Raw genomic sequence first — 18,950 nt, forward strand, 5'->3', positions numbered from 1 at the left:
GCGCAAAAGTAAAAGTCTGTTGTGGCATGGGGGCCTAGGGGAGAGTTCTTTATGTTCTGGTATGAACGTAATAAAAAAGCCCGATATGCAGTTATACATATCGGGCTTAATCAATCAGTTATTAGAGCAGGTTATGTCTGTCCTTGAACAATAAAGTTCTAAACTAACTTATACTAATCTTTACTGTTTACTTAAAAAATTTGTGTAACTAATCTAAATTTAATATGTTTTTTACCTCTGGTATATCTCTGTGCATGCGCAAGTAAACTATTGCAGCACGTGATAGCATTTCAGTATCTCTTACCATGCGTCTTAACCTAGCTTTAGCTGTTTGTACATCCTCATTATTCTTTATTTTACTAACTTGTCTTTCCACCTCTAGGCGTATTTTATTTCTAGCTCTAACTATCTTGATTTGATCAAGATGAAATATTTCAATAGAATTTTGAACCTTTATTTGCTGTTCAGTTGTTGCTAGAGGGTTATATGTTGGCTTCCCATCTGGATCAAACCAAAGTAGTTTTTCATCATCAGGATTGAAAGGATCTAGAAAGTATGGTCGCTCATTATCTAGCTTGATTTGATCTGCAGGTGTAAAGGCTCTTTCGTCAGGATTCTCAAGTGGAAAACGACATGCTTTACCCCCCTCAGTTTCATCAAAAACTCTACGGCTATTACAAAATGTGCAAGCACATCGATAGTTTGTCCAATCGAATGCTAACCACCAGTAACCATCATGTTGCTTATCATCTTCGACTTTGTTTTTTGGTCTAAAATGGTCAACAGGCATATCTGAGCGGATTTCCTCAGCCTCGCAATACCAACATTTTCGTTTTAAAGGTTCAGGTAATAAATCATAAAAATCACGCCAAACATTTGACGAGGTGACTCTTTTTAATATCACTTTTCTTGCTGCTTCATCTGGAGCAGCCATTAACTCAGCTTTTGCTTGTTCAGCTAGATCTCTCCATACCTGAGTTAAGCATTCCTCGATTTCGTCTTTGCAAATCCAACGCATTAATGATTTTCCTCATGTCTAGCGTGATATTTATTTCGAAGGAAATCAAGGTAATCAGGATCATCCGTTGCCAGATTAAAACCTAAATCTTCAAGCTCAGAATTGAGTCTAGCGAAGTATTGTTCTTCATCTTCAGCCGGAAATCCATGTTCGCGAACTATTTTGTCTTTAGATAATGTTTCCTTTGCAGCAAGTGCATTTCTCTTAATTAGTCTTTGATTAGTGTCATCGTCGAGCGTTGTTTTGAGACCAAACATATCACTGCGTAAAATTAAATTGATCCCCATTCCTCGAGGATTTTCATCAGGCATTGTGGCGGATATTTGATTTTTATCATCACGTTTCATAACCTGAACTTGCTCTTTCTCGAGTTCTGCTATAGCCAGAGGATGATGTGTTACCATCAGCAAGTGACTCGTTTCGTGGTTAGGTACAAATTCATGTAGAAATTTAAGGTATTTTACTGCCCATGATGGGTTAAGGTGAGTATCTGGTTCATCAAGCAAAAATAAGGAGTCTTTACCACCAGTAAATTTGAGTAGACCTAACACTGTTAATAGTTGTTGTTCACCTTCACTGAGCTCACTAAAAGTGAGAGGTTCTTTGCTAGTAGATACCTTCACTCTGATACTAACTTTCGAGATAATTTCTGAAAGTAAAGTACTTTCAAGCATTTTAAACAGCTCATCGGCGCTTAGATCTTTTGCAAATTCGTGTAGGGCTTTTAAGTCAGGTAAGAATAGGTGAAAGAACTCATTACGAATATTACTCCCTGTTAATGATGTATCTTCTTGGCGGGTAACTTTTATAGGTGATAGGGTATATTGTATTAATTCATCCAAAAAGCGACGAACTACGCCTCGTGCTCCCCAAAATAGTTCACCTTTCTGTGTAGCCCACTCAGGTTGGCGCATCACAAAATGGATGCTATCCAAACCTTCTATACCTAAATGCTCCTTGATAAATTTACGCTGAGGGCTATTTTCTTCTGATAGAAAAAAAGCCATGAGTACAAATTGGCTGTAGTACGGTTTGGCATAAAATAGTGATCGAATATCTGCTTTTAAGTCGACCTTATTGTAGAGTAGATCTCGGTAATAATTATCACGATGCTTTCGAAAGTATTTTTCTAATCTATCTGATGGTCCTGAGTAGTAGGCAAATAGAAAATTAGGAAGGTACTCAGCTTGCTTGGTTTTTTTATCACGTTTGACTTTAGAAAAGGGTATAGATGTGAAACCAGCTTCACTATTGTGTTTGTCTTTGACAGAAACTTGATATTGCTTTGATAGTGCTCCGCGGCTTGGATCTGCATCCACTTTTATGTCATACCACTTAATACCGCCTTCTTCGCCAAGTTGAAAGTTCAATTGATAAGAAAATGGTGGTGCTTCGCCTAAATCAAGATTCCGAAATATAGCTACTAAGGCTTCAAGTACGTTGGATTTACCTGAGCCATTACGCCCTACAACCACAGTCATTAGATGATTTTCATCAAAGTCTACTTTCACATTTTCAAGATTTTTAAAGCGTGAGCGAATATGCAATTTATCGACTTTCATAGGGCACCCTTAATTCCTTATTTATTCTTGCTGTCTTTGGCTAAAGTAAACCAATCTTGACTATCGAAATCACGCTCAAGTTTTACAATAGACTTTTCAATAGCAAGAGCATTACGAATGTCCAAGAAAAATTGTTCCAGTTGTTCTGTATCACTGTCGCTAGGATAACCTGCTGCTGCTAACAATTGCTGACCGCTTAGAGGCTTTCCAGCTTGTTTTAGGGCTTCAGCCACCTTGATGATCTGTTTGCTCATACAGTTATCTGTCTTCTCTTTTATAGTGGAGCGTTTTGGCTTAGGTTGTCTTTCGATGGCTTCACGATCTATCTTAATTTTTTTTAGCAAGGCTTCAGCGCTGTTATCACCATTGATTAACTCAGGGTTAGCAGCCCGCCAATCGGCTGTGAGTTCTCCAGTAAAAGCTTTAACTAAGACGGATTGAGTCAGGTTATTGACCCGCGCTAAAGCAGCATTAGCTTTTTGTTCGATGCTGTCTGCCAAAGAGAGCAGCTCTTCAACTCGACGAATGATTTCAGTTTGTTCACTAATATCTGTATATGGAACGGGAAGCTTTTTTATTCGTTGAAGAGCCAATTTACCTTGCGCTCCAGACTTTATTTCTAGCCTTATTATATCTTGCAGCTCAGGGGAGCGAAGCCAATACGATAAAAACTCACTTTCAAGGGGCTTCTTGAACTCTGTTATTTTTGCTGCATTTTCGGTCAAATTGGCTCCAGAATAATGCTCAGGAATAACTCCAGCATCGCCAATTGAAGCTCCAACTATAGTAATATACAAGTCTCCACTGTTAACAGTGTAACGACTTATTTTTCTTTGGGTTTCTGGAGTAAGAAATAGTTGTTTAGAACGGGCATCATCCGTATTAATAACTGTACCATGCTTTAGCTGACCAGCCCTAATATATGGAAAACCTGTATTCATCTCCACCAGTTCGTCACCTTTTGGCAATCTTTTTCCACCTTTTACCTCACCAATATCATCTATGACCAATGATTGCCATACAATTTCTTTATCTTTCCGCCACGTCTTTGTCAAATTACCACTCACTGCAGCACTAAGTACGGATTGACGGAAAAGTTTGATGATCTCTGGGATACGTTCGAGACGGGCTTTGATAGCTTCCACTTGTGCCAGTAGGGTATCGAGTTTATCGGCTATAACTTTCTGTTCGGCTAGTGGGGGGAGAGGAATAATCAACTCTTTAAGTTTTGTTCCATTTACATTAGGCTGCCCAATTCCTGAACTAAACTCTGTGATTTGCTCCCAATACTGCTGTGAATTAAAGAAGTAACTTAACATCGAAATAAGGTCTTCAGAAGCTGTTCTTACTCGGATTAGATAAGAAGCATAAACCGCTTTCGGTGGTTCAGTTTTAATTAAGAAACTTTTACCAACGGTTGCTCCCGTTCTGGCAAAAACAAGATCATTTTTTTTAAGAAGATATTTTTCGAGCTTTTCTTCTTCAATTTCGCAATAAGGTACTTCTGACCATACAACAGAGTTGTCTTGTATATCACTAATACGTAACAATTTGGGGCCAACTTCATTTGCATTAGAAGAAGCGGTATAACCATAAGATATATCTGTTGTGAGCAATTCCAATTTTGTTATTATCCAGCCCTTGGGAAGATTACTCTCACCCATCAATTCGCCCCTTCTAAAGCAGCCAATAATCCATCTAGTTCATTAAGAGCCGCTCGCAACTCCTCTTTTGCCTCCTGAGCTAGGACGTCTGGCGCTGGCAAACCAGCAGCATCAACTCTATTTTTATCTATTAGCCATGAAATATCCAGTGAGTCTCCTTTGATATTGGCAATCCACTCTCGATTAAAGCAACGCCAGCGAGAATGGTTGAGCTGTTCATCAATATTCTGATTTTCTTTTAAAGCCTCTTTATCTACTTCAGCCTCTAATGCATCAAAGCTGTATTCACCTTCAGTACGCTTACTATTACCGTTAGGGTTGTCACCAAATACCCTCTCAAATGCGCCAAGATGGGGATCTGTACCAAAGTCTTCTGGAAGAAAGCCAATATCAGCATTACCAAAGGGTGTACGTTTGCCAAAGCTAGGCATATTAGTACGCAGGTCATATACCCACACGTTTTCAGTGCAGTTCTCTTGTTGATATTTGTCTTTAGTAGAACCCTTAGTAAAGAATAAAACGTTAGTTTTAACGCCTTGAGCGTAAAAGATCCCCGTGGGCAGCCGTAATATAGTATGCAGATTACATTTATTCATTAAGTCGCGGCGTATCTCGGTCCCGACACCTGTTTCAAACAATACATTATCAGGTAACACTACAGCCGCACGACCACCAGGTTTAAGTCCCAAATAAATATGCTGTAAAAAAGCGAATTGCTTATTTGTATTAGGGAATGGAATATCCTTACGTAAAGGACGTTGTCCACCCGCCTTAGTGCCAAAGGGAGGATTGGCCAAAATTATATCAGGTACATCCAACTCTGCTACGTCATCAGTTAGCGCATCACCATAAATAATGTTTGCATCTAAATTATGTAAAAAGGTATTCATCAAGCAAATTCGACGAGTATTTTTTTCTATTTCTACACCTTGATATTTAGGGGGAGTAGTTTGATATTCTTCTTGTGAATATTTGGTTCGAATATAGCTATCAGCAGAAACTAAGAAACCACCACTTCCGGTCGCAGGGTCTTGAATTAAGTTGCCAAGGTTTGGCTGTACTAATCTTATTATACTATTAACTAGAGAGCGTGGAGTGAAGTACTGTCCAGCCCCCGAACGAGTATCCTGAGCACTCTTATCAATTAAACCACTGTAGAGATCACCAAATCCATCTTTTCCTACTTGATGCCATTCAATTTTGGAAATACCATCTATAACAGCTTTTAGATTTTCAGAATGGGAAAAAACTGTAGTAGGGAATGCATAAATATCTCTTATAACGTCATTTTCAACATTTGCACCTAAATGAGTAAGCATCTCTTGATAGAATCCCAATAATCCTTCCTCTTCATGGGATTCTAGATCAACCCATCGATAGCCTTCAGGGATAAGTACTTCTGAGCCATTTTCCTGAGCAATCTTAAGAAACAATAAGTAGCTAAGTTCTGACACATACTGATAGTAGGTAATACCATCACCTCTTAGTATGTTACATAAACTCCATATTTTTTGAATGACAGTATCTTGTTTCATTGACTCAGTGGGGGCTTAACAGGTGGTAGTAATCTTATGTTATAACGACTCTTTAGACTAGTAGTCATATCAATAATAGAGCCTTATATAGGATCTTCCATTTTTTATTTTTAAATTTATTTTATATAAATTCTTTGAATCAGGGATTAAAAAATCCACACAGCCATACTTTTCTAGAGCATATCTTATGTGGATTTTTTGAGCAATTCAGTATTAAACTTTATTGCTCTCATACAGCTTTGATAACACTATACTTTTGAATTACTCTACAGTTACTGACTTCGCCAAGTTACGTGGCTGGTCAACATCTGTACCACGTAATACAGCAACGTGATAAGATAATAACTGAACTGGTACGCTATAAATGATTGGAGCAAGCCATTCGTTTACTGCCGGAATTTGTACAACGTGTTGACGATCTTTTTCAACTACGCCGCTATTTTCATCAGCGAATACGAATAATTCACCGCCACGCGCCTGAACTTCTTCCATATTCGACTTAAGCTTATCAAGCATTTCGTCATTTGGCGCAAGAATCACGATTGGCATTTCAGTATCAACAAGTGCCAATGGCCCATGTTTTAACTCACCAGCCGCATAACCTTCTGCGTGAATATATGAAATTTCTTTAAGCTTTAACGCACCTTCCAAAGCGATTGGATAATGTGTGCCGCGGCCTAAGAATAAACAGTGTTGTTTTTCAACAAACAATTCTGATAAACGTAAAATTTCAGCATCATTCTTAAGCGTATCAAGAATTACTTTCGGGCTGTGCCACAATTCGCGAGCAATCTCTTCAATCATGACATTGCTAATACGCTGTTTTACTTGTCCAATTTTTAAGACGAGTAGCATAAGTGCAGCAAGCTGAGTCGTGAACGCTTTAGTTGATGCAACACCAATTTCAGGACCAGCAAGAGTCAATAAGTGGTGATCAGTTTCACGTACCATTGAAGACGTCGCAACGTTACAGATAGTCAAAGTTTGAATATCGATATTGTTTGCTTTGGCACGTTTTTGAGTTTCACGTAATGCAGCTAAAGTATCGGCTGTTTCACCTGATTGAGAAATACAGATATAGAGCGTATTTTCAACAATCACAGGTGTGCGATAGCGGAATTCACTTGCGATTTCAACTTGGCAAGGCACGCCAATCAGTTGTTCAAACCAATATTTTGCAATCATGCCTGAGTGATAACTTGTACCACATGCAATAATCTGTACGCTTTGAACTTTACTAAAGTCTGCTTCAGCATTTTGCAAGAAGTCTTCGCGTAAGCTGTTGCCATCAAGCGCTTGAGAAATCGTTTGTTTAATTGCTTCTGGTTGCTCATAGATCTCTTTGAGCATGTAGTGCTTGTATTCACCTTTTGAAGCATTGCTTACCGTTGCGTCAAGCTCTTTCACTGGACGTTCAACAAGTTCACCGTTTGCAAATACTTCAATTGAAGTACGAGTCAGGCGAGCAATATCACCTTCTTCTAAATACATAAAACGGTTAGTTACAGGTAAAAGCGCAAGTTGGTCTGAACTAATAAAGTTCTCACCAATACCTACACCAATCACAAGTGGTGAACCTTCGCGTACAGTGATTAACTCATCTGGGTAATCGCTATGAATAATACCCAGTGCATATGCACCTTTAAGCTGAGGAACAACTGATTGTACTGCTTCAAGTAAGCTGTCAGTGCTTTTTAGTGCTTCTGCAACTAAGTGAGCGACAACTTCTGTATCTGTTTGAGAGGTAAATACATATCCTAAAGCTTGAAGGTTATCTTTAAGCTCTTGATAGTTTTCGATAATACCGTTGTGTACGACTGCCACTTTACCCGACATGTGAGGGTGAGCATTATTTTCAGTTGGTTTACCATGTGTTGCCCAACGTGTATGAGCAATACCAACTACCCCAGTGAGCTGCTGATCAGCAACTGCATCGGCAAGATTAATCACCTTACCTACACGACGCTCACGTAAAACTTCTTCATTATTCAGTACAGCAACGCCTGCTGAATCATAACCGCGATATTCAAGACGTTTTAAACCTTCAATTAAAATTTCGGTTACACAACGTTCTGCAACGCCTCCGACGATACCACACATAATTCAATCCTCTTATTTTTTAACCTTTTGGGGACGTTGATAATTTGCTTTAGAAATTTGTTGAGCACGTTCAAAGGAGAGACTTTGTTCAGCCACATCTTTCGTAATCACAGAACCCGCACCGACTGTTGCTCCATTTCCAATAGTCACAGGCGCAACCAGCGAGCTATTAGAACCGATAAAGACTGCATCGCCAATAGTGGTTTTGTGTTTATTTGCACCATCATAATTGCAGGTAATTGTACCTGCCCCAATATTTGAATCGGCACCGATCTCGGCATCACCTAAGTAGGTGAAATGATTGGCTTTACTGCCAAGACCAATGGTTGTGTTTTTGACTTCAACGAAGTTACCAATGTGGACTTCGTTTGCCAATTTAGCGCCTGGGCGTAAGCGTGCAAATGGACCAATTTGGGTGTTTTCACCAACAATTGCACCATCAAAAACACTATAAGGCTGAACTTTGGTTCCCGCTGCAATTTTTGTATTTTTCAAAATACAACCAGCACCGATTTCTACAAAGTCACCGAGTTCACAGTCACCTTCAATAATGACATTTACGTCAATACGGACATCGTGTCCAACTTTTATAGAACCACGTAAATCGAAACGAGCAGGGTCGGCAAAAGTTACGCCTTGTTGCATAAGTTCTTTTGCTTGCTGTTGCTGAAAATCGCGCTCAAGTGCCGCAAGTTGTAAGCGGTCATTAACCCCTTCAACTTCAAAAGCAAGTTCTGGCTGAATAGAGGCAATTTCTAAGCCATCTGCAACCGCCATCGCAACGATATCAGTTAAATAGTATTCGCCTTGTGCGTTTTCATTAGAAAGCTTAGGTAACCATTCATGAAGTTTTGCATTGCTTACACAGTAAATACCTGTGTTGATTTCTTGAATTTGGCGCTGAGCATCAGTTGCATCTTTATGTTCAACAATCGCTTGAATTTTTCCGTCTTGGCGAACAATACGGCCATAACCTGTTGGGTTGTCGACATGTAAAGTAATCATCCCAATACCGGTTTTACTTGATACTTCAACAAGTTGCTCTAGCGTTGTTTGACGGACTAAAGGAACATCACCGTATAAAATTAATGAAATACCGTCTTTAGGAAGTACCGGTAAAGTCATTTGTACAGCATGACCTGTACCTAATTGTTCTGCTTGTTCAACCCATTGAATGTTTTCTTGTGCAAACGTCTGTTTTACGTGATCGCCGCCATGTCCATAAATGGTAATGATATTTTCTGCTAATAGTTGTTTTGCTGTCTTAATAACATGTCCTAGGAGTGGGCGACCAGCTAAAGGTTGCAATACTTTAGGTAGTTGTGAACGCATTCGCGTTCCTTTGCCTGCAGCTAGGATAATGACGGTAGTTGACATGAGTAAACCTACTTAAATGGCGTTACGCCCCAGAAAGTAATAAATATGATGATACAGAGTGCCGCCCAAAGCCCTGCAATGATGTCGTCCAGCATAATTCCGAAACCGCCAGCAACTTTCTGGTCGGCAACACGGATTGGCCAAGGTTTCCAAACATCAAACAGGCGGAATAAGCAAAAACCAATTAGTGCCCATTGTAACGACATTATATTAAAAAATATTAAAGGCAGAAGAGTAATTGATTGTCCTGCAAATTCATCCCAAACAATTCGCCCATCATCATGAACATCAAGGACTTTTGCCGTTTGACCACAAATATAAATTCCCACCAAGGACATGATGAGAATAGCGATTAAACTTAAGGTAAATCCGAGAGATAACCAGATAGGAATGAAAAGTAAGGCAAAAGCAGAACCAAAAGTACCGGGTGCTTTAGGAGCGAGACCAGATCCAAAACCAACCCCACAGAAAACGATGCAGCGGTTGAACCAAGACATGTTCTTAAAATGAATCGGCGGTTTATGCAAAGTGTTGGTATCCATGAATTTGCAATGGGTAATCTGAACCCAAATGCTCAAAAGTTAGTTTTGTTTGCTCAACGATCTGTCCGATCATTGTAATCTTAACGTCCAGTTGTTTTTGCAAAAGTTTTTCATAATTTTGCGGTGTTATTGTAAAACATAATTCGTAGTCATCACCACCTGCAAGCGCATATTGCCAACGTTGTTGTTCTTTTAGTTGTTGCAATACAGGGTCAACAGGTAATTCTTCCAAGACGAGTCGGGCTCCAACCTTGGATGCTTTTAAAATATGTCCTAAATCTTGCGCTAAGCCATCTGACACATCAATCATGCTAGAGGCAAGGCCTTTTAGCTCTTGTCCAAGCTGACAGCGTGGTGTCGGATAGTCGAGTCTTTGCTGTAGAGGATGGCCCAAGTGCTGTAAACCGTAGGCTGCATCACCTACCTGTCCGCTCACACATACATAATCACCAACTTTTGCGCCTGAACGTAACACGGCTTTTCCGGTTTCAATCCAGCCCATTGCGGTAACGGTAATGGTGAGATGTGGGCCTTGAGTGGTATCTCCACCAATTAAGGCAACACCAAATTGATTACAACAGTCATAGATTCCCTGACTAAACCCTTTAAGCCACTCATGGTCAACTTGAGGCAAGCTGATTGCTAGTAAAATACTGTGCGGTTTGGCACCCATTGCGGCAATATCTGAAAGATTTACAGCAACACTTTTCCAGCCAATCGCATGAGGTGAGGTTTCAAGAGGGAAATGACGTCCAGCAACAAGTGTATCTGCACAGATCACCAGTTGTTGATTTGGAGGGGGAGTAATTAAGGCTGAGTCATCACCAATACCAAGCGCGACATCGGAGTTTGACTGCCGATTAAAGTACTGGTCAATAATTGAAAACTCAGCCATAGAACACCAAGCCTATTAGTTTGCTTGTTGTTTTTCTGCGCTACGCAGTGTCGAACTTAGGCGGTCTAATACACCATTGATGTATTTATGACTGTCTGCTCCGCCAAAATGTTTAGCGAGTTCGATTGCTTCATCAAGTACCACACGATATGGAATTTCTAAATGATCACGTAACTCGTAAGCACCTAAACGTAAAGTCGCAAGCTCTACACCATCAAGTGCGTCAATTTCACGGTCAAGTACCGGAATAAGTAACGCATCAAGGTCTTCGTGTTGAGCGATGACTTGAGTAAGTAGTTCGTGATAATAGCTTAAGTCGACCTTGTGCATTGCATTTTCAGCACGGGTACGTGCTTCAATTTCGTGTACAGGGTTGTGACTCATTTGCCATTCATAAATACCTTGTACAGCAAAACGACGTGCTTTGCGTTTTGCTGCATAAGCGGCTTGCAGTGTTTGAGACATGCTTTAAATTGCCTTTAATAAATTAACCATTTCAATTGCAGTTAAAGCAGCTTCGCTACCTTTGTTTCCTGCTTTTGTACCTGAGCGTTCGATTGCTTGCTCGATGCTGTCAGTAGTTAATACACCATTGATAACAGGCAAGCTGCTTTCTAACGCAACTACACCTAAACCTTTTGCACATTCACCAGCAACAAAGTCAAAGTGAGGCGTGCTACCGCGAATCACTGCACCAAGAGCAATGATGGCGTCAAACTGGTTTGATGTAGCTAATTTTTTAGCAACGATCGGGAGTTCCCAAGCGCCAGGAGCGTGAATAACAGTAATGTTATCTTCATTTACGCCGTGACGTTTTAATGTGTCGATCGCGCCTTCCAATAAGTGTTCAACAACAAAGCTGTTGAAACGACCCACTAAAATCGCATAACGACCTTCGCTTGCGAGATGTAATAAACCTTCAATACGGCGAATTGCCATAGCAACCTCGATTATTTCGTTGTGATTTGATCAGCAGTGACATATTCCACTACTTCTAAATTAAAGCCAGATAAGGCATTGAAACGTAATGGTGAGCTAAGAAGCTTCATTTTTTCAACACCTAAATCACGCAAAATTTGAGCACCTACACCAATCGTTTGATATTGATGTGAAAGTGCTGCATTGGATTTCACCGGTTTTGGCTTGTTTAAATCATCCAACGCTGGTCCCAAGTCTTGCAAATGATCTTGCCCGATCCAGACTAAAACGCCGCGGTCACTTGCTGCGATCGTCTGTAGTGCACGGTCAAGATTCCAAGCAGGTTCGCCGTCAGCCTTATTCAGCTTAAGCAAATCACGAATTGGGCTGAAACCGTGTACACGTACCGTTGTAACCCCTTCTTTTGGCTCGCCTTTAACTAAAGCCAAATGAATGTCCGGGTTACCGATCTCGCGATAGCGATAGAGCTCAAATGATCCGTATTCTGTTTGAATCGTTTTTTGATCCAGACGTTCTACAGTTTGCTCATTCGTCATACGGTAGTGAATTAAGTCGGCAATTGTACCAATTTTTAGGCCATGCTTCTCGGCAAAAATTTCTAAATCTGCACGGCGTGCCATTGTGCCATCTTCATTGATGATTTCACAAATCACAGATGCAGGTTCAAAGCCCGCTAGACGTGTTAAATCACAGCCTGCTTCGGTATGACCTGCACGGTGTAAAACACCACCTGGCTGAGCCATGAGTGGGAAAATGTGGCCCGGTTGTACGATATCGCTTGGTTTTGCATGCGCTGCGACAGCCGTTTGAATTGTATGTGCACGCTCTGCTGCTGAAATACCCGTTGTAATACCTTCAGCTGCTTCGATCGATAACGTAAAGTTTGTACTATGCTGAGCACCATTCTGATCAACCATCAAAGGAAGATTTAACTGTTTACAGCGCTCACGGCTTAACGTTAGGCAAACTAGACCACGTGCATGTGTAATCATGAAGTTAATATCTTCAGGACGAACATGCGTTGCTGCCATGACAAGATCACCTTCATTTTCGCGATCTTCGTCATCCATCAAAATAACCATTTTGCCTGCACGAATATCGGCGACAAGATCTTCAACACGACTCAGCGGCATTCGCTTTCACCTTTTTTTGTCGTAAGACAATTTCTATTGAATAAATTTCGCATAGTTTACGCTGTTTATAGAATTTTGCCTATGATTCTGATTTATCCAAATTTATAACGAGACATAATAGATCTGGATTTATTTATCTGAATAAATCATAAGAGAATAAAATTATTTAAACTAAATACCATGAATTTAAATAAAAAAAACCTAGCCAAAAGGCTAGGTTTAAATGCGCACAAAGACTTTTAAGAAGCTGCACTACTTGGGCTATCATTTTGTGGAATTGATTTTTTGCCCATCAAAATTTCAGTTCGAATATTTTGCGCAAGCTCTGCACATTCAGCATTCATGCCGTTAATCATAAATGCATGGCGAGTCATAACATTACTTGGGTTTGGCATAGCAACAAGCTGATAGCTGTCTTGAATCGCTTTAAGCTGATCATTATCAAGATAAAGTGCAGATTCTTTCGCGTGAAGATGTTGTGCTAAACGCTGAGCAGCTTCTTTGGCGTCAATTTGCATTGCTTCTACAGCATGACACACGGCACTACGGGTTTGCAGTGCAAAGCGTTTATCTTCACGGTAACGCTTATATAAAACGTCTGACAGTAATTGGAACACTGTACCTACCATAAGTAGGCACTCTACAGCGTGTGCATGTGAAGTTGAGATTGCGAGTGTTGCGCCTTCGGCATGGAACTCATCTACTACCTCAATATCTGTAGACTTTAAATGATAATGCTTCGTGCATAGCTCAATACTTTTATTTAAAAAGAGCTGACAAAGTTTAAAGTAAGGAACAGAAACAGACTGGTTAACGCTACTTAACAACTGTTTAGGGTCATAAAACTGAATATTAAGTGCTAAGGTATCTTGATCTGGAGACTCAGCGCTTTTTTCTGGTTGTGTACGAACCAGTGGTTTAGCTTTAGCTTGCTGCTGAGCTTGTGCGACCAAGGTCACTGTATTTTGCTTTTCTAGTGCGAGTGCTTGAGTTAACTCTTGAATCTCATGTTTTAAACGATTTTCTTCGTTAATACGGGCCAAGTATTCGCTACGGGTTGGACGAGCGATAGCACGGTAAGCAAGCCATAATAAAATATGTAGGAACAGTGAAGCTAAAATCGCAAGCCATTGGGTACGAAGAATTTCCCCAATACTTGGTTGAATAAGCGTAATTTCAATAGAACCGACTTTCTTCTCGTTTTGAAGAGCATCACGAACAAAAATTTCACCTTCGCGAGTTTTTGACATGCCGCTTGTTGCCAAAACTTGTTTATTGGCATCAAGAATACGGATAGATGCCACACTTGGATTGGTCGCATAGCGATTGGCAATAAGCGCCAAAGATACCGTATTGGCAGGCTCAAGCTCAGATAAGCTGTCTGCTACGAGTTGACTGGTCATGAGCTGACCTTGACTCGCACGGTTTTCATTGAGCTGGTGTGTCGTTGCAATCACCAATAAAAAGGTATGCAATGCAAAACTAATGATCAGTAGGCTAGCAAATAGCCCTTGTCTAGGCGCAATCAAGTTAAACTTCCAAGGCAATTATATTGAAATTCGATTATGATTCTTACAATAGTTGTCACTCAGACTAGAGTCAATTCATGCGAGAAATCATTCTTATATCCTTTTTAGGACCGGACCAACCAAACCAGTTTACCCGATTAATGCAAGTACTATCCGTACATTCATTGCAAATACTGGATGTAGGTCAGGCCGTTATTCATAATCAACTGACATTGGGCATCGTGGTCGCCTCTGAAAATGAAACTGCGACAGCGTTGGCAATGAAAGAGATTTTGATTTTAGCACATGATATTGGCTTAACAGTGCGCTTTAAACCAATCTCGGGCACAGAATACGATCAATGGGTAAGCGAAGGTGGACGAACCCGTTATATCGTCACTGCTTTAGCGCCAGAACTGACTGCTGCACATTTACAAGCAGTTACACAAATTGTGTCTACACAAGGCTTTAACATTGAAACTGTCACCCGTTTATCTGGCCGTGTAGACCTTGAAAAAGACAGTACCTTGCCTCGTCGTGCCTGTGTTCAGTTTGGTTTAAGTAGTGGTCCAACTTTAGATGCACAAGCGATGCGTGCTGCTTGTTTACTTCTTTCAAGCGAATTAAATATTGATGTCGCTGTTCAAGAAGACAACGCTTATCGACGTAATCGCCGTTTAGTGTGTTTCGATATGGATTCAACTTTAATTGAACAAGAAGTGATTGATGAATTGGCGCTTGAAGCAGGGGTAGGCGCGCAAGTAGCTGAAATTACTGAAAGAGCAATGCAAGGTGAGTTGGACTTCCAACAAAGTTTCCGTGCACGTGTTGCATTATTAAAAGGTCTTGATGCATCTGTTTTACCTAAAATCGCTGAGCGTTTGACCATTACTGAAGGTGCGGAACGCCTTATTTCGACTTTAAAAGCACTTGGATATAAAACGGCAATTTTATCTGGTGGTTTCCAGTATTTTGCTGAATATTTACAAGCTAAATTAGGTATTGATGAAGTTCATGCCAACGTTTTAGATGTACAAGATGGCGTTGTAACAGGTGAAGTAAAAGGTGTAATTGTTGATGGTGCGCGTAAAGCAGAGTTGCTGCGTGAGCTTGCCAACAAACTTGGTATTTCACTAGAACAGGCAATGGCTGTCGGCGATGGCGCAAATGATTTACCGATGCTTGCGATTGCGGGTCTTGGCGTCGCATATCGTGCTAAACCGCTTGTTCGTCAAAATGCCAATCAGGCGATTTCAAGCGTTGGATTAGATGGTGTCTTGTATTTACTCGGTATGCATGACAAAGATTTAAGCCGTGCTTAAATAATACTGAACAATCATTAAGCGCTGCTCAAGAGTAGCGCTTTTTTTATGCAGAATAGTCATAAAAACAAGCAAGTTATGACAAAATGATGCACAGAAAAAAGGCAATAAAAAAAACTGAAAAAAACTTATTTTGAGGCAAAAAAACAGCATAGTTTTTTGTAATGACACGCCAGAATTGACGCCATATAGGAAGTAGAACTTTTTTAAATTTGCAAAAATGTAATGACAAAAGAATGTTGCGACAAAGTATGTCGCTTCGACAAATAACAGGTCTTTTTTTCTAAAAAAAAACATCCATAATGCTTTCTAAGCTTCAACACAAATCATGAATTAAAGTTGTTTTTGGAATGAGGTCTGGTGTTCAGACCGAATGTTTTTAGACGTTTTCATTAAGACGGAGGTTTCTATGGTAACAGCGAATTTTGCCGCTATCGCCGGACTCAGCTTAATTGCTGTCGCGCTTGTTGCTGTGTTCTTTTCTCCTTACCGTCGTTGGCTTGGTTTTATGCTTGCAGGGATGTTTTTTTGGGGGCTATTGGAAGTGGTCCGTTTTGGAGTTCAAGTCACTTTTGAAATGCCAGTCACATATAGTTATTTAACTGCACTAAGTCTAGCGATGGTAATGGTCACATTTATTTTATTACGTGAGGATAAACAGGCACAGAAGGCTTTGGCAAATCGCCAATATATAGAACATACGCCAGTATATGAAGATGATCAGCAGCAATGTTCTAGCCGATAATTAAATTGTTATCTAACGGTAAAAAGGTATGCACAGCATGCCTTTTTTATTTACGAAAACATGATTTTTATTATACAAAGCATTTATTAAAAAATAGCCAGTTATGCTACGATAGGCTGGTCTGTTGACGTTTCATATATAGATTGCGTTGCCAATTAGAATATCATCAGTCGATGCACAAAACAGGCAATGGGGAGCCCTTGCTGAGTTTTGCCCCAAGGTTTTCATAAAAATACAATAGGCGTGAATGTTCATGAAACTTTCTTCTATACCTGTAGTCAAGTTACCACTTGTTGATGTCAGTACAGACCCGTTAGATTTATTGGTAGCAGGTTTGGCACTGCGTATGAAACAGTTGGCACGTACAAGTCCTAAGTTTATTGAGCTAGTGCATGACCGCGCATTCCGCATTCAAATTGGTACTGATTTAGGTGTGGCTCGCCAAATTATTATTAACCATGGCCATATCGATACAGTCGCTGGTTCACCTGAAAAAGCTGACTTTATTTTGCAGTTTGCAGATAGTGAACAAGGTGTAAAAACCTTACTCAAAGGCGACCCAACTGCATTTATGACGGGTATGCAAGAGGGTAGTATCAAAATGGAAGGTGATTTCAGCCTACTTGTTTGGTTTAATCAGGCAGCTAAATTGATTCCACCAAAATTACCTAAACCAGTAAAAGATAAAGTACGTCAGGCACGTGCCTTTATTAAAGAAAAGACTGGTCGTTAAGACCTAATAAAAAACTCCCGATCGGGAGTTTTTTTTATATCTATGCTTCAACTTCTAAATTGAAAGTGACTGGCCCATCATTAATGAGGTGTACTTTCATATCAGCAGCAAAAATACCTGTTTGAACATTTTCAAACTGTGAACGGGTATATTCAACCAACTGTTCATAGAGCGCTTTTGCGTCGCTCGGTGGCATGGCTGGACCAAAGTCTGGACGTAAGCCTTTTTGGGTTTGTGCCATGAGCGTGAACTGAGATACAAGCAGGACTCCGCCATTTGCTTGAGATACATTCCAGCCCATTTTGCCTTGCTCATCATCAAAAATACGATATTTCAAAATCTTATCGATAAGCTTCTGACCTATGGCTAAAGTATCGTCTCGGCCAATTCCTAAAAAAACCAATAAGCCATTCTGGATTTCACCGGTCGTTTCACCGTCTACCACCACTTTAGCTTCAAGAACTCGTTGTATTAAAGCGCGCATTGTTAGAGAGAGTTTCTACAATTATTTGAATTGATGCAGTTTAGCAGAAATTAATTTAAATGATTTTTAAAAGGAAATTTCATGGAGTTGCAACAATGGTATAAAAGCTCATAATTCATCTATAAAAATATGCTTTAATGCTAAGAAGCAAGCGAATAATCATTGACTATGTCTCCAATTATCCATTCTTTACTTGATACAGACTTGTACAAATTTACGATGCTACAAGTGGTTTTGCATAAATTCCCGCAAACACATAGTGTCTACCATTTTCGTTGCAGAAATTTAGAAGATACTGTTTATCCATTAGTGGATATTTTGGATGACTTAAACGAGCAACTCGACCATTTATGTAATCTCAAATATAAAGAAGACGAACTACAATATTTAAGAAAATTACGTTTTATTAAAAGCGACTTTGTCGATTATTTAGAATTATTCCAACTTAAACGACGTTTTATTCAGGCCAGTATTGATAATGAAGGTCGACTAGATATTCGGATTGAAGGGCCAATGGTTCAGGCCATGATGTTCGAGATTTTTGTCCTAGCGATTGTAAATGAATTATATTTTAGCCGCATTAAAACAGACGAAGTTTGGGCGGAAGGCGAACGACGTTTACAAGCAAAGCTTGAATTGATTCAGCAGTACGAAAAATCTCAACAGCCGAATGACCCTCCATTTTTAGTTTCTGATTTTGGTACACGCCGTCGCTATAGTTTTGAATGGCAAAAACATGTAGTTGCTGCATTTCATAAAACTGTGCCAAATGTATTTCGTGGAACAAGTAATGTTTTGCTGGCTAAAGAATTAAATATCACGCCAATTGGAACCATGGCACATGAATTCTTGCAGGCGTTTCAGGCGCTTGATGTCCGTTTACGTGATTTTCAAAAAGCTGCTTTAGAAACATGGGTTCAAGAATATCGTGGAGACTTGGGAATTGCTTTGACTGACGTTGTTGGTATGGACGCTTTCTTAAGAGATTTTGACCTGTATTTTGCCAAACTATTTGATGGCTTACGTCATGATAGTGGTGACCCATATGAATGGGGTGATAAGGCTTATGCGCACTACCGTAAATTAAAAATTGACACTAAAACCAAAATGTTGACCTTTAGTGATGGCCTTAATTTGCCAAAGGCTTGGGAGCTACATCAATATTTCAAAGACCGTTTTCAGGTGAGTTTCGGTATTGGTACTAATTTGACCAATGACATGGGCCAAACACCGCTCAATATTGTATTGAAACTGGTTGAGTGTAATGGTCAATCGGTTGCCAAAATTTCGGATAGCCCTGGCAAAACCATGACTGATAACGATACGTTCTTGGCTTATTTACGCCAGGTTTTCCAAATTGAAGAACTTGATGAAGCTGTTTAATCACAATGTA

At 40.0% G+C, this 18,950-nt stretch carries 17 protein-coding genes; 4 read left to right on the forward strand and 13 right to left on the reverse strand.

Going from position 1 to position 18,950, the window contains the following annotated elements:
• Nucleotides 1-208: 208 nt before the first annotated feature.
• The 12 genes from F984_RS18775 to F984_RS18830 all read right to left on the reverse strand — a co-directional run bounded on the left by F984_RS18775 (nucleotide 209) and on the right by F984_RS18830 (nucleotide 14,312).
• The gene (locus tag F984_RS18775) at nucleotides 209-1,018 is read right to left on the reverse strand and encodes an HNH endonuclease family protein (RefSeq protein WP_004711394.1); all 810 of its coding nucleotides are present in this window, start codon (nucleotides 1,016-1,018) and stop codon (nucleotides 209-211) included.
• Nucleotides 1,018-2,580: an AAA family ATPase gene (locus tag F984_RS18780; RefSeq protein WP_004711397.1), complete on the reverse strand. Its 1,563-nt coding sequence runs from the start codon at nucleotides 2,578-2,580 to the stop codon at nucleotides 1,018-1,020. Before F984_RS18780 ends, F984_RS18775 begins: the two co-directional genes overlap by 1 nt.
• 17 nt (nucleotides 2,581-2,597) lie before the next feature.
• On the reverse strand, nucleotides 2,598-4,244 hold the full coding sequence (locus tag F984_RS18785; protein WP_004711399.1) for a restriction endonuclease subunit S: 1,647 nt from the start codon (nucleotides 4,242-4,244) through the stop codon (nucleotides 2,598-2,600).
• Complete coding sequence (locus F984_RS18790) at nucleotides 4,244-5,779, reverse strand: class I SAM-dependent DNA methyltransferase (protein ID WP_004711402.1); 1,536 nt, start codon at nucleotides 5,777-5,779, stop codon at nucleotides 4,244-4,246. Before F984_RS18790 ends, F984_RS18785 begins: the two co-directional genes overlap by 1 nt.
• Nucleotides 5,780-6,040: 261 nt before the next feature.
• Complete coding sequence (gene glmS / locus F984_RS18795; protein WP_004711403.1) at nucleotides 6,041-7,879, reverse strand: glutamine--fructose-6-phosphate transaminase (isomerizing); 1,839 nt, start codon at nucleotides 7,877-7,879, stop codon at nucleotides 6,041-6,043.
• 12 nt (nucleotides 7,880-7,891) lie between these two features.
• On the reverse strand, nucleotides 7,892-9,256 hold the full coding sequence (gene glmU / locus F984_RS18800; protein ID WP_004711404.1) for a bifunctional UDP-N-acetylglucosamine diphosphorylase/glucosamine-1-phosphate N-acetyltransferase GlmU: 1,365 nt from the start codon (nucleotides 9,254-9,256) through the stop codon (nucleotides 7,892-7,894).
• An 8-nt stretch (nucleotides 9,257-9,264) separates the two neighbouring features.
• The gene (locus F984_RS18805; protein WP_004711405.1) at nucleotides 9,265-9,798 is read right to left on the reverse strand and encodes a phosphatidylglycerophosphatase A family protein; all 534 of its coding nucleotides are present in this window, start codon (nucleotides 9,796-9,798) and stop codon (nucleotides 9,265-9,267) included.
• Complete coding sequence (gene thiL, locus F984_RS18810; RefSeq protein ID WP_004711406.1) at nucleotides 9,776-10,693, reverse strand: thiamine-phosphate kinase; 918 nt, start codon at nucleotides 10,691-10,693, stop codon at nucleotides 9,776-9,778. Before thiL ends, F984_RS18805 begins: the two co-directional genes overlap by 23 nt.
• 15 nt (nucleotides 10,694-10,708) lie before the next feature.
• The gene (nusB, locus tag F984_RS18815; RefSeq protein ID WP_002053850.1) at nucleotides 10,709-11,158 is read right to left on the reverse strand and encodes a transcription antitermination factor NusB; all 450 of its coding nucleotides are present in this window, start codon (nucleotides 11,156-11,158) and stop codon (nucleotides 10,709-10,711) included.
• A 3-nt stretch (nucleotides 11,159-11,161) separates the two neighbouring features.
• Complete coding sequence (ribH, locus tag F984_RS18820) at nucleotides 11,162-11,632, reverse strand: 6,7-dimethyl-8-ribityllumazine synthase (protein WP_001007829.1); 471 nt, start codon at nucleotides 11,630-11,632, stop codon at nucleotides 11,162-11,164.
• 11 nt (nucleotides 11,633-11,643) lie between these two features.
• On the reverse strand, nucleotides 11,644-12,765 hold the full coding sequence (gene ribBA / locus F984_RS18825; RefSeq protein ID WP_002053756.1) for a bifunctional 3,4-dihydroxy-2-butanone-4-phosphate synthase/GTP cyclohydrolase II: 1,122 nt from the start codon (nucleotides 12,763-12,765) through the stop codon (nucleotides 11,644-11,646).
• Nucleotides 12,766-13,004: 239 nt separating this feature from the next.
• Nucleotides 13,005-14,312 (reverse strand): hypothetical protein, encoded by a 1,308-nt coding sequence (locus F984_RS18830; protein WP_079377159.1) that lies wholly within the window; start codon nucleotides 14,310-14,312, stop codon nucleotides 13,005-13,007.
• Between the two features lie 59 nt (nucleotides 14,313-14,371).
• Between F984_RS18830 and serB the strand changes: the two genes are divergently transcribed.
• The 3 genes from serB to F984_RS18845 all read left to right on the forward strand — a co-directional run bounded on the left by serB (nucleotide 14,372) and on the right by F984_RS18845 (nucleotide 17,073).
• On the forward strand, nucleotides 14,372-15,595 hold the full coding sequence (serB, locus tag F984_RS18835; RefSeq protein ID WP_004711408.1) for a phosphoserine phosphatase SerB: 1,224 nt from the start codon (nucleotides 14,372-14,374) through the stop codon (nucleotides 15,593-15,595).
• Between the two features lie 409 nt (nucleotides 15,596-16,004).
• Nucleotides 16,005-16,340, forward strand: coding sequence for a ciprofloxacin tolerance protein AciT (gene aciT, locus F984_RS18840; RefSeq protein ID WP_002054010.1), 336 nt, complete (start codon nucleotides 16,005-16,007; stop codon nucleotides 16,338-16,340).
• A 253-nt stretch (nucleotides 16,341-16,593) separates the two neighbouring features.
• A complete protein-coding gene (locus F984_RS18845; protein ID WP_002053983.1) occupies nucleotides 16,594-17,073 on the forward strand; it encodes a hypothetical protein in 480 nt (159 codons plus the stop codon).
• Between the two features lie 40 nt (nucleotides 17,074-17,113).
• Here the strand turns inward: F984_RS18845 and dtd are convergent, their stop codons facing one another.
• Entirely contained in the window at nucleotides 17,114-17,557 is a 444-nt protein-coding gene (dtd, locus tag F984_RS18850) for a D-aminoacyl-tRNA deacylase (protein WP_001202028.1), read from the reverse strand.
• A gap of 168 nt (nucleotides 17,558-17,725) precedes the next feature.
• Here dtd and pncB point away from each other — a divergent pair, with 168 nt between their 5' ends.
• Complete coding sequence (gene pncB / locus F984_RS18855) at nucleotides 17,726-18,940, forward strand: nicotinate phosphoribosyltransferase (RefSeq protein WP_004711411.1); 1,215 nt, start codon at nucleotides 17,726-17,728, stop codon at nucleotides 18,938-18,940.
• The last annotated feature ends 10 nt before the right edge of the window (nucleotides 18,941-18,950 follow it).

Origin of the sequence: Acinetobacter nosocomialis NIPH 2119 (assembly GCF_000368085.1) — a bacterium.
GTDB classification, from domain to species: domain Bacteria; phylum Pseudomonadota; class Gammaproteobacteria; order Pseudomonadales; family Moraxellaceae; genus Acinetobacter; species Acinetobacter nosocomialis.

Coding starts and splice junctions, on each gene's coding strand:
- F984_RS18775 (WP_004711394.1), bottom strand. CDS start 1,018: ATGCGTTGGATTTGCAAAGACGAAATCGAGGAATGCTTAACTCAGGTA.
- aciT (WP_002054010.1), top strand. CDS start 16,005: ATGGTAACAGCGAATTTTGCCGCTATCGCCGGACTCAGCTTAATTGCT.
- ribH (WP_001007829.1), bottom strand. CDS start 11,632: ATGGCAATTCGCCGTATTGAAGGTTTATTACATCTCGCAAGCGAAGGT.
- nusB (WP_002053850.1), bottom strand. CDS start 11,158: ATGTCTCAAACACTGCAAGCCGCTTATGCAGCAAAACGCAAAGCACGT.
- F984_RS18845 (WP_002053983.1), top strand. CDS start 16,594: ATGAAACTTTCTTCTATACCTGTAGTCAAGTTACCACTTGTTGATGTC.
- pncB (WP_004711411.1), top strand. CDS start 17,726: ATGTCTCCAATTATCCATTCTTTACTTGATACAGACTTGTACAAATTT.
- serB (WP_004711408.1), top strand. CDS start 14,372: ATGCGAGAAATCATTCTTATATCCTTTTTAGGACCGGACCAACCAAAC.
- F984_RS18780 (WP_004711397.1), bottom strand. CDS start 2,580: ATGAAAGTCGATAAATTGCATATTCGCTCACGCTTTAAAAATCTTGAA.
- F984_RS18785 (WP_004711399.1), bottom strand. CDS start 4,244: ATGGGTGAGAGTAATCTTCCCAAGGGCTGGATAATAACAAAATTGGAA.
- glmS (WP_004711403.1), bottom strand. CDS start 7,879: ATGTGTGGTATCGTCGGAGGCGTTGCAGAACGTTGTGTAACCGAAATT.
- thiL (WP_004711406.1), bottom strand. CDS start 10,693: ATGGCTGAGTTTTCAATTATTGACCAGTACTTTAATCGGCAGTCAAAC.
- ribBA (WP_002053756.1), bottom strand. CDS start 12,765: ATGCCGCTGAGTCGTGTTGAAGATCTTGTCGCCGATATTCGTGCAGGC.
- glmU (WP_004711404.1), bottom strand. CDS start 9,256: ATGTCAACTACCGTCATTATCCTAGCTGCAGGCAAAGGAACGCGAATG.
- F984_RS18805 (WP_004711405.1), bottom strand. CDS start 9,798: ATGGATACCAACACTTTGCATAAACCGCCGATTCATTTTAAGAACATG.
- dtd (WP_001202028.1), bottom strand. CDS start 17,557: ATGCGCGCTTTAATACAACGAGTTCTTGAAGCTAAAGTGGTGGTAGAC.
- F984_RS18790 (WP_004711402.1), bottom strand. CDS start 5,779: ATGAAACAAGATACTGTCATTCAAAAAATATGGAGTTTATGTAACATA.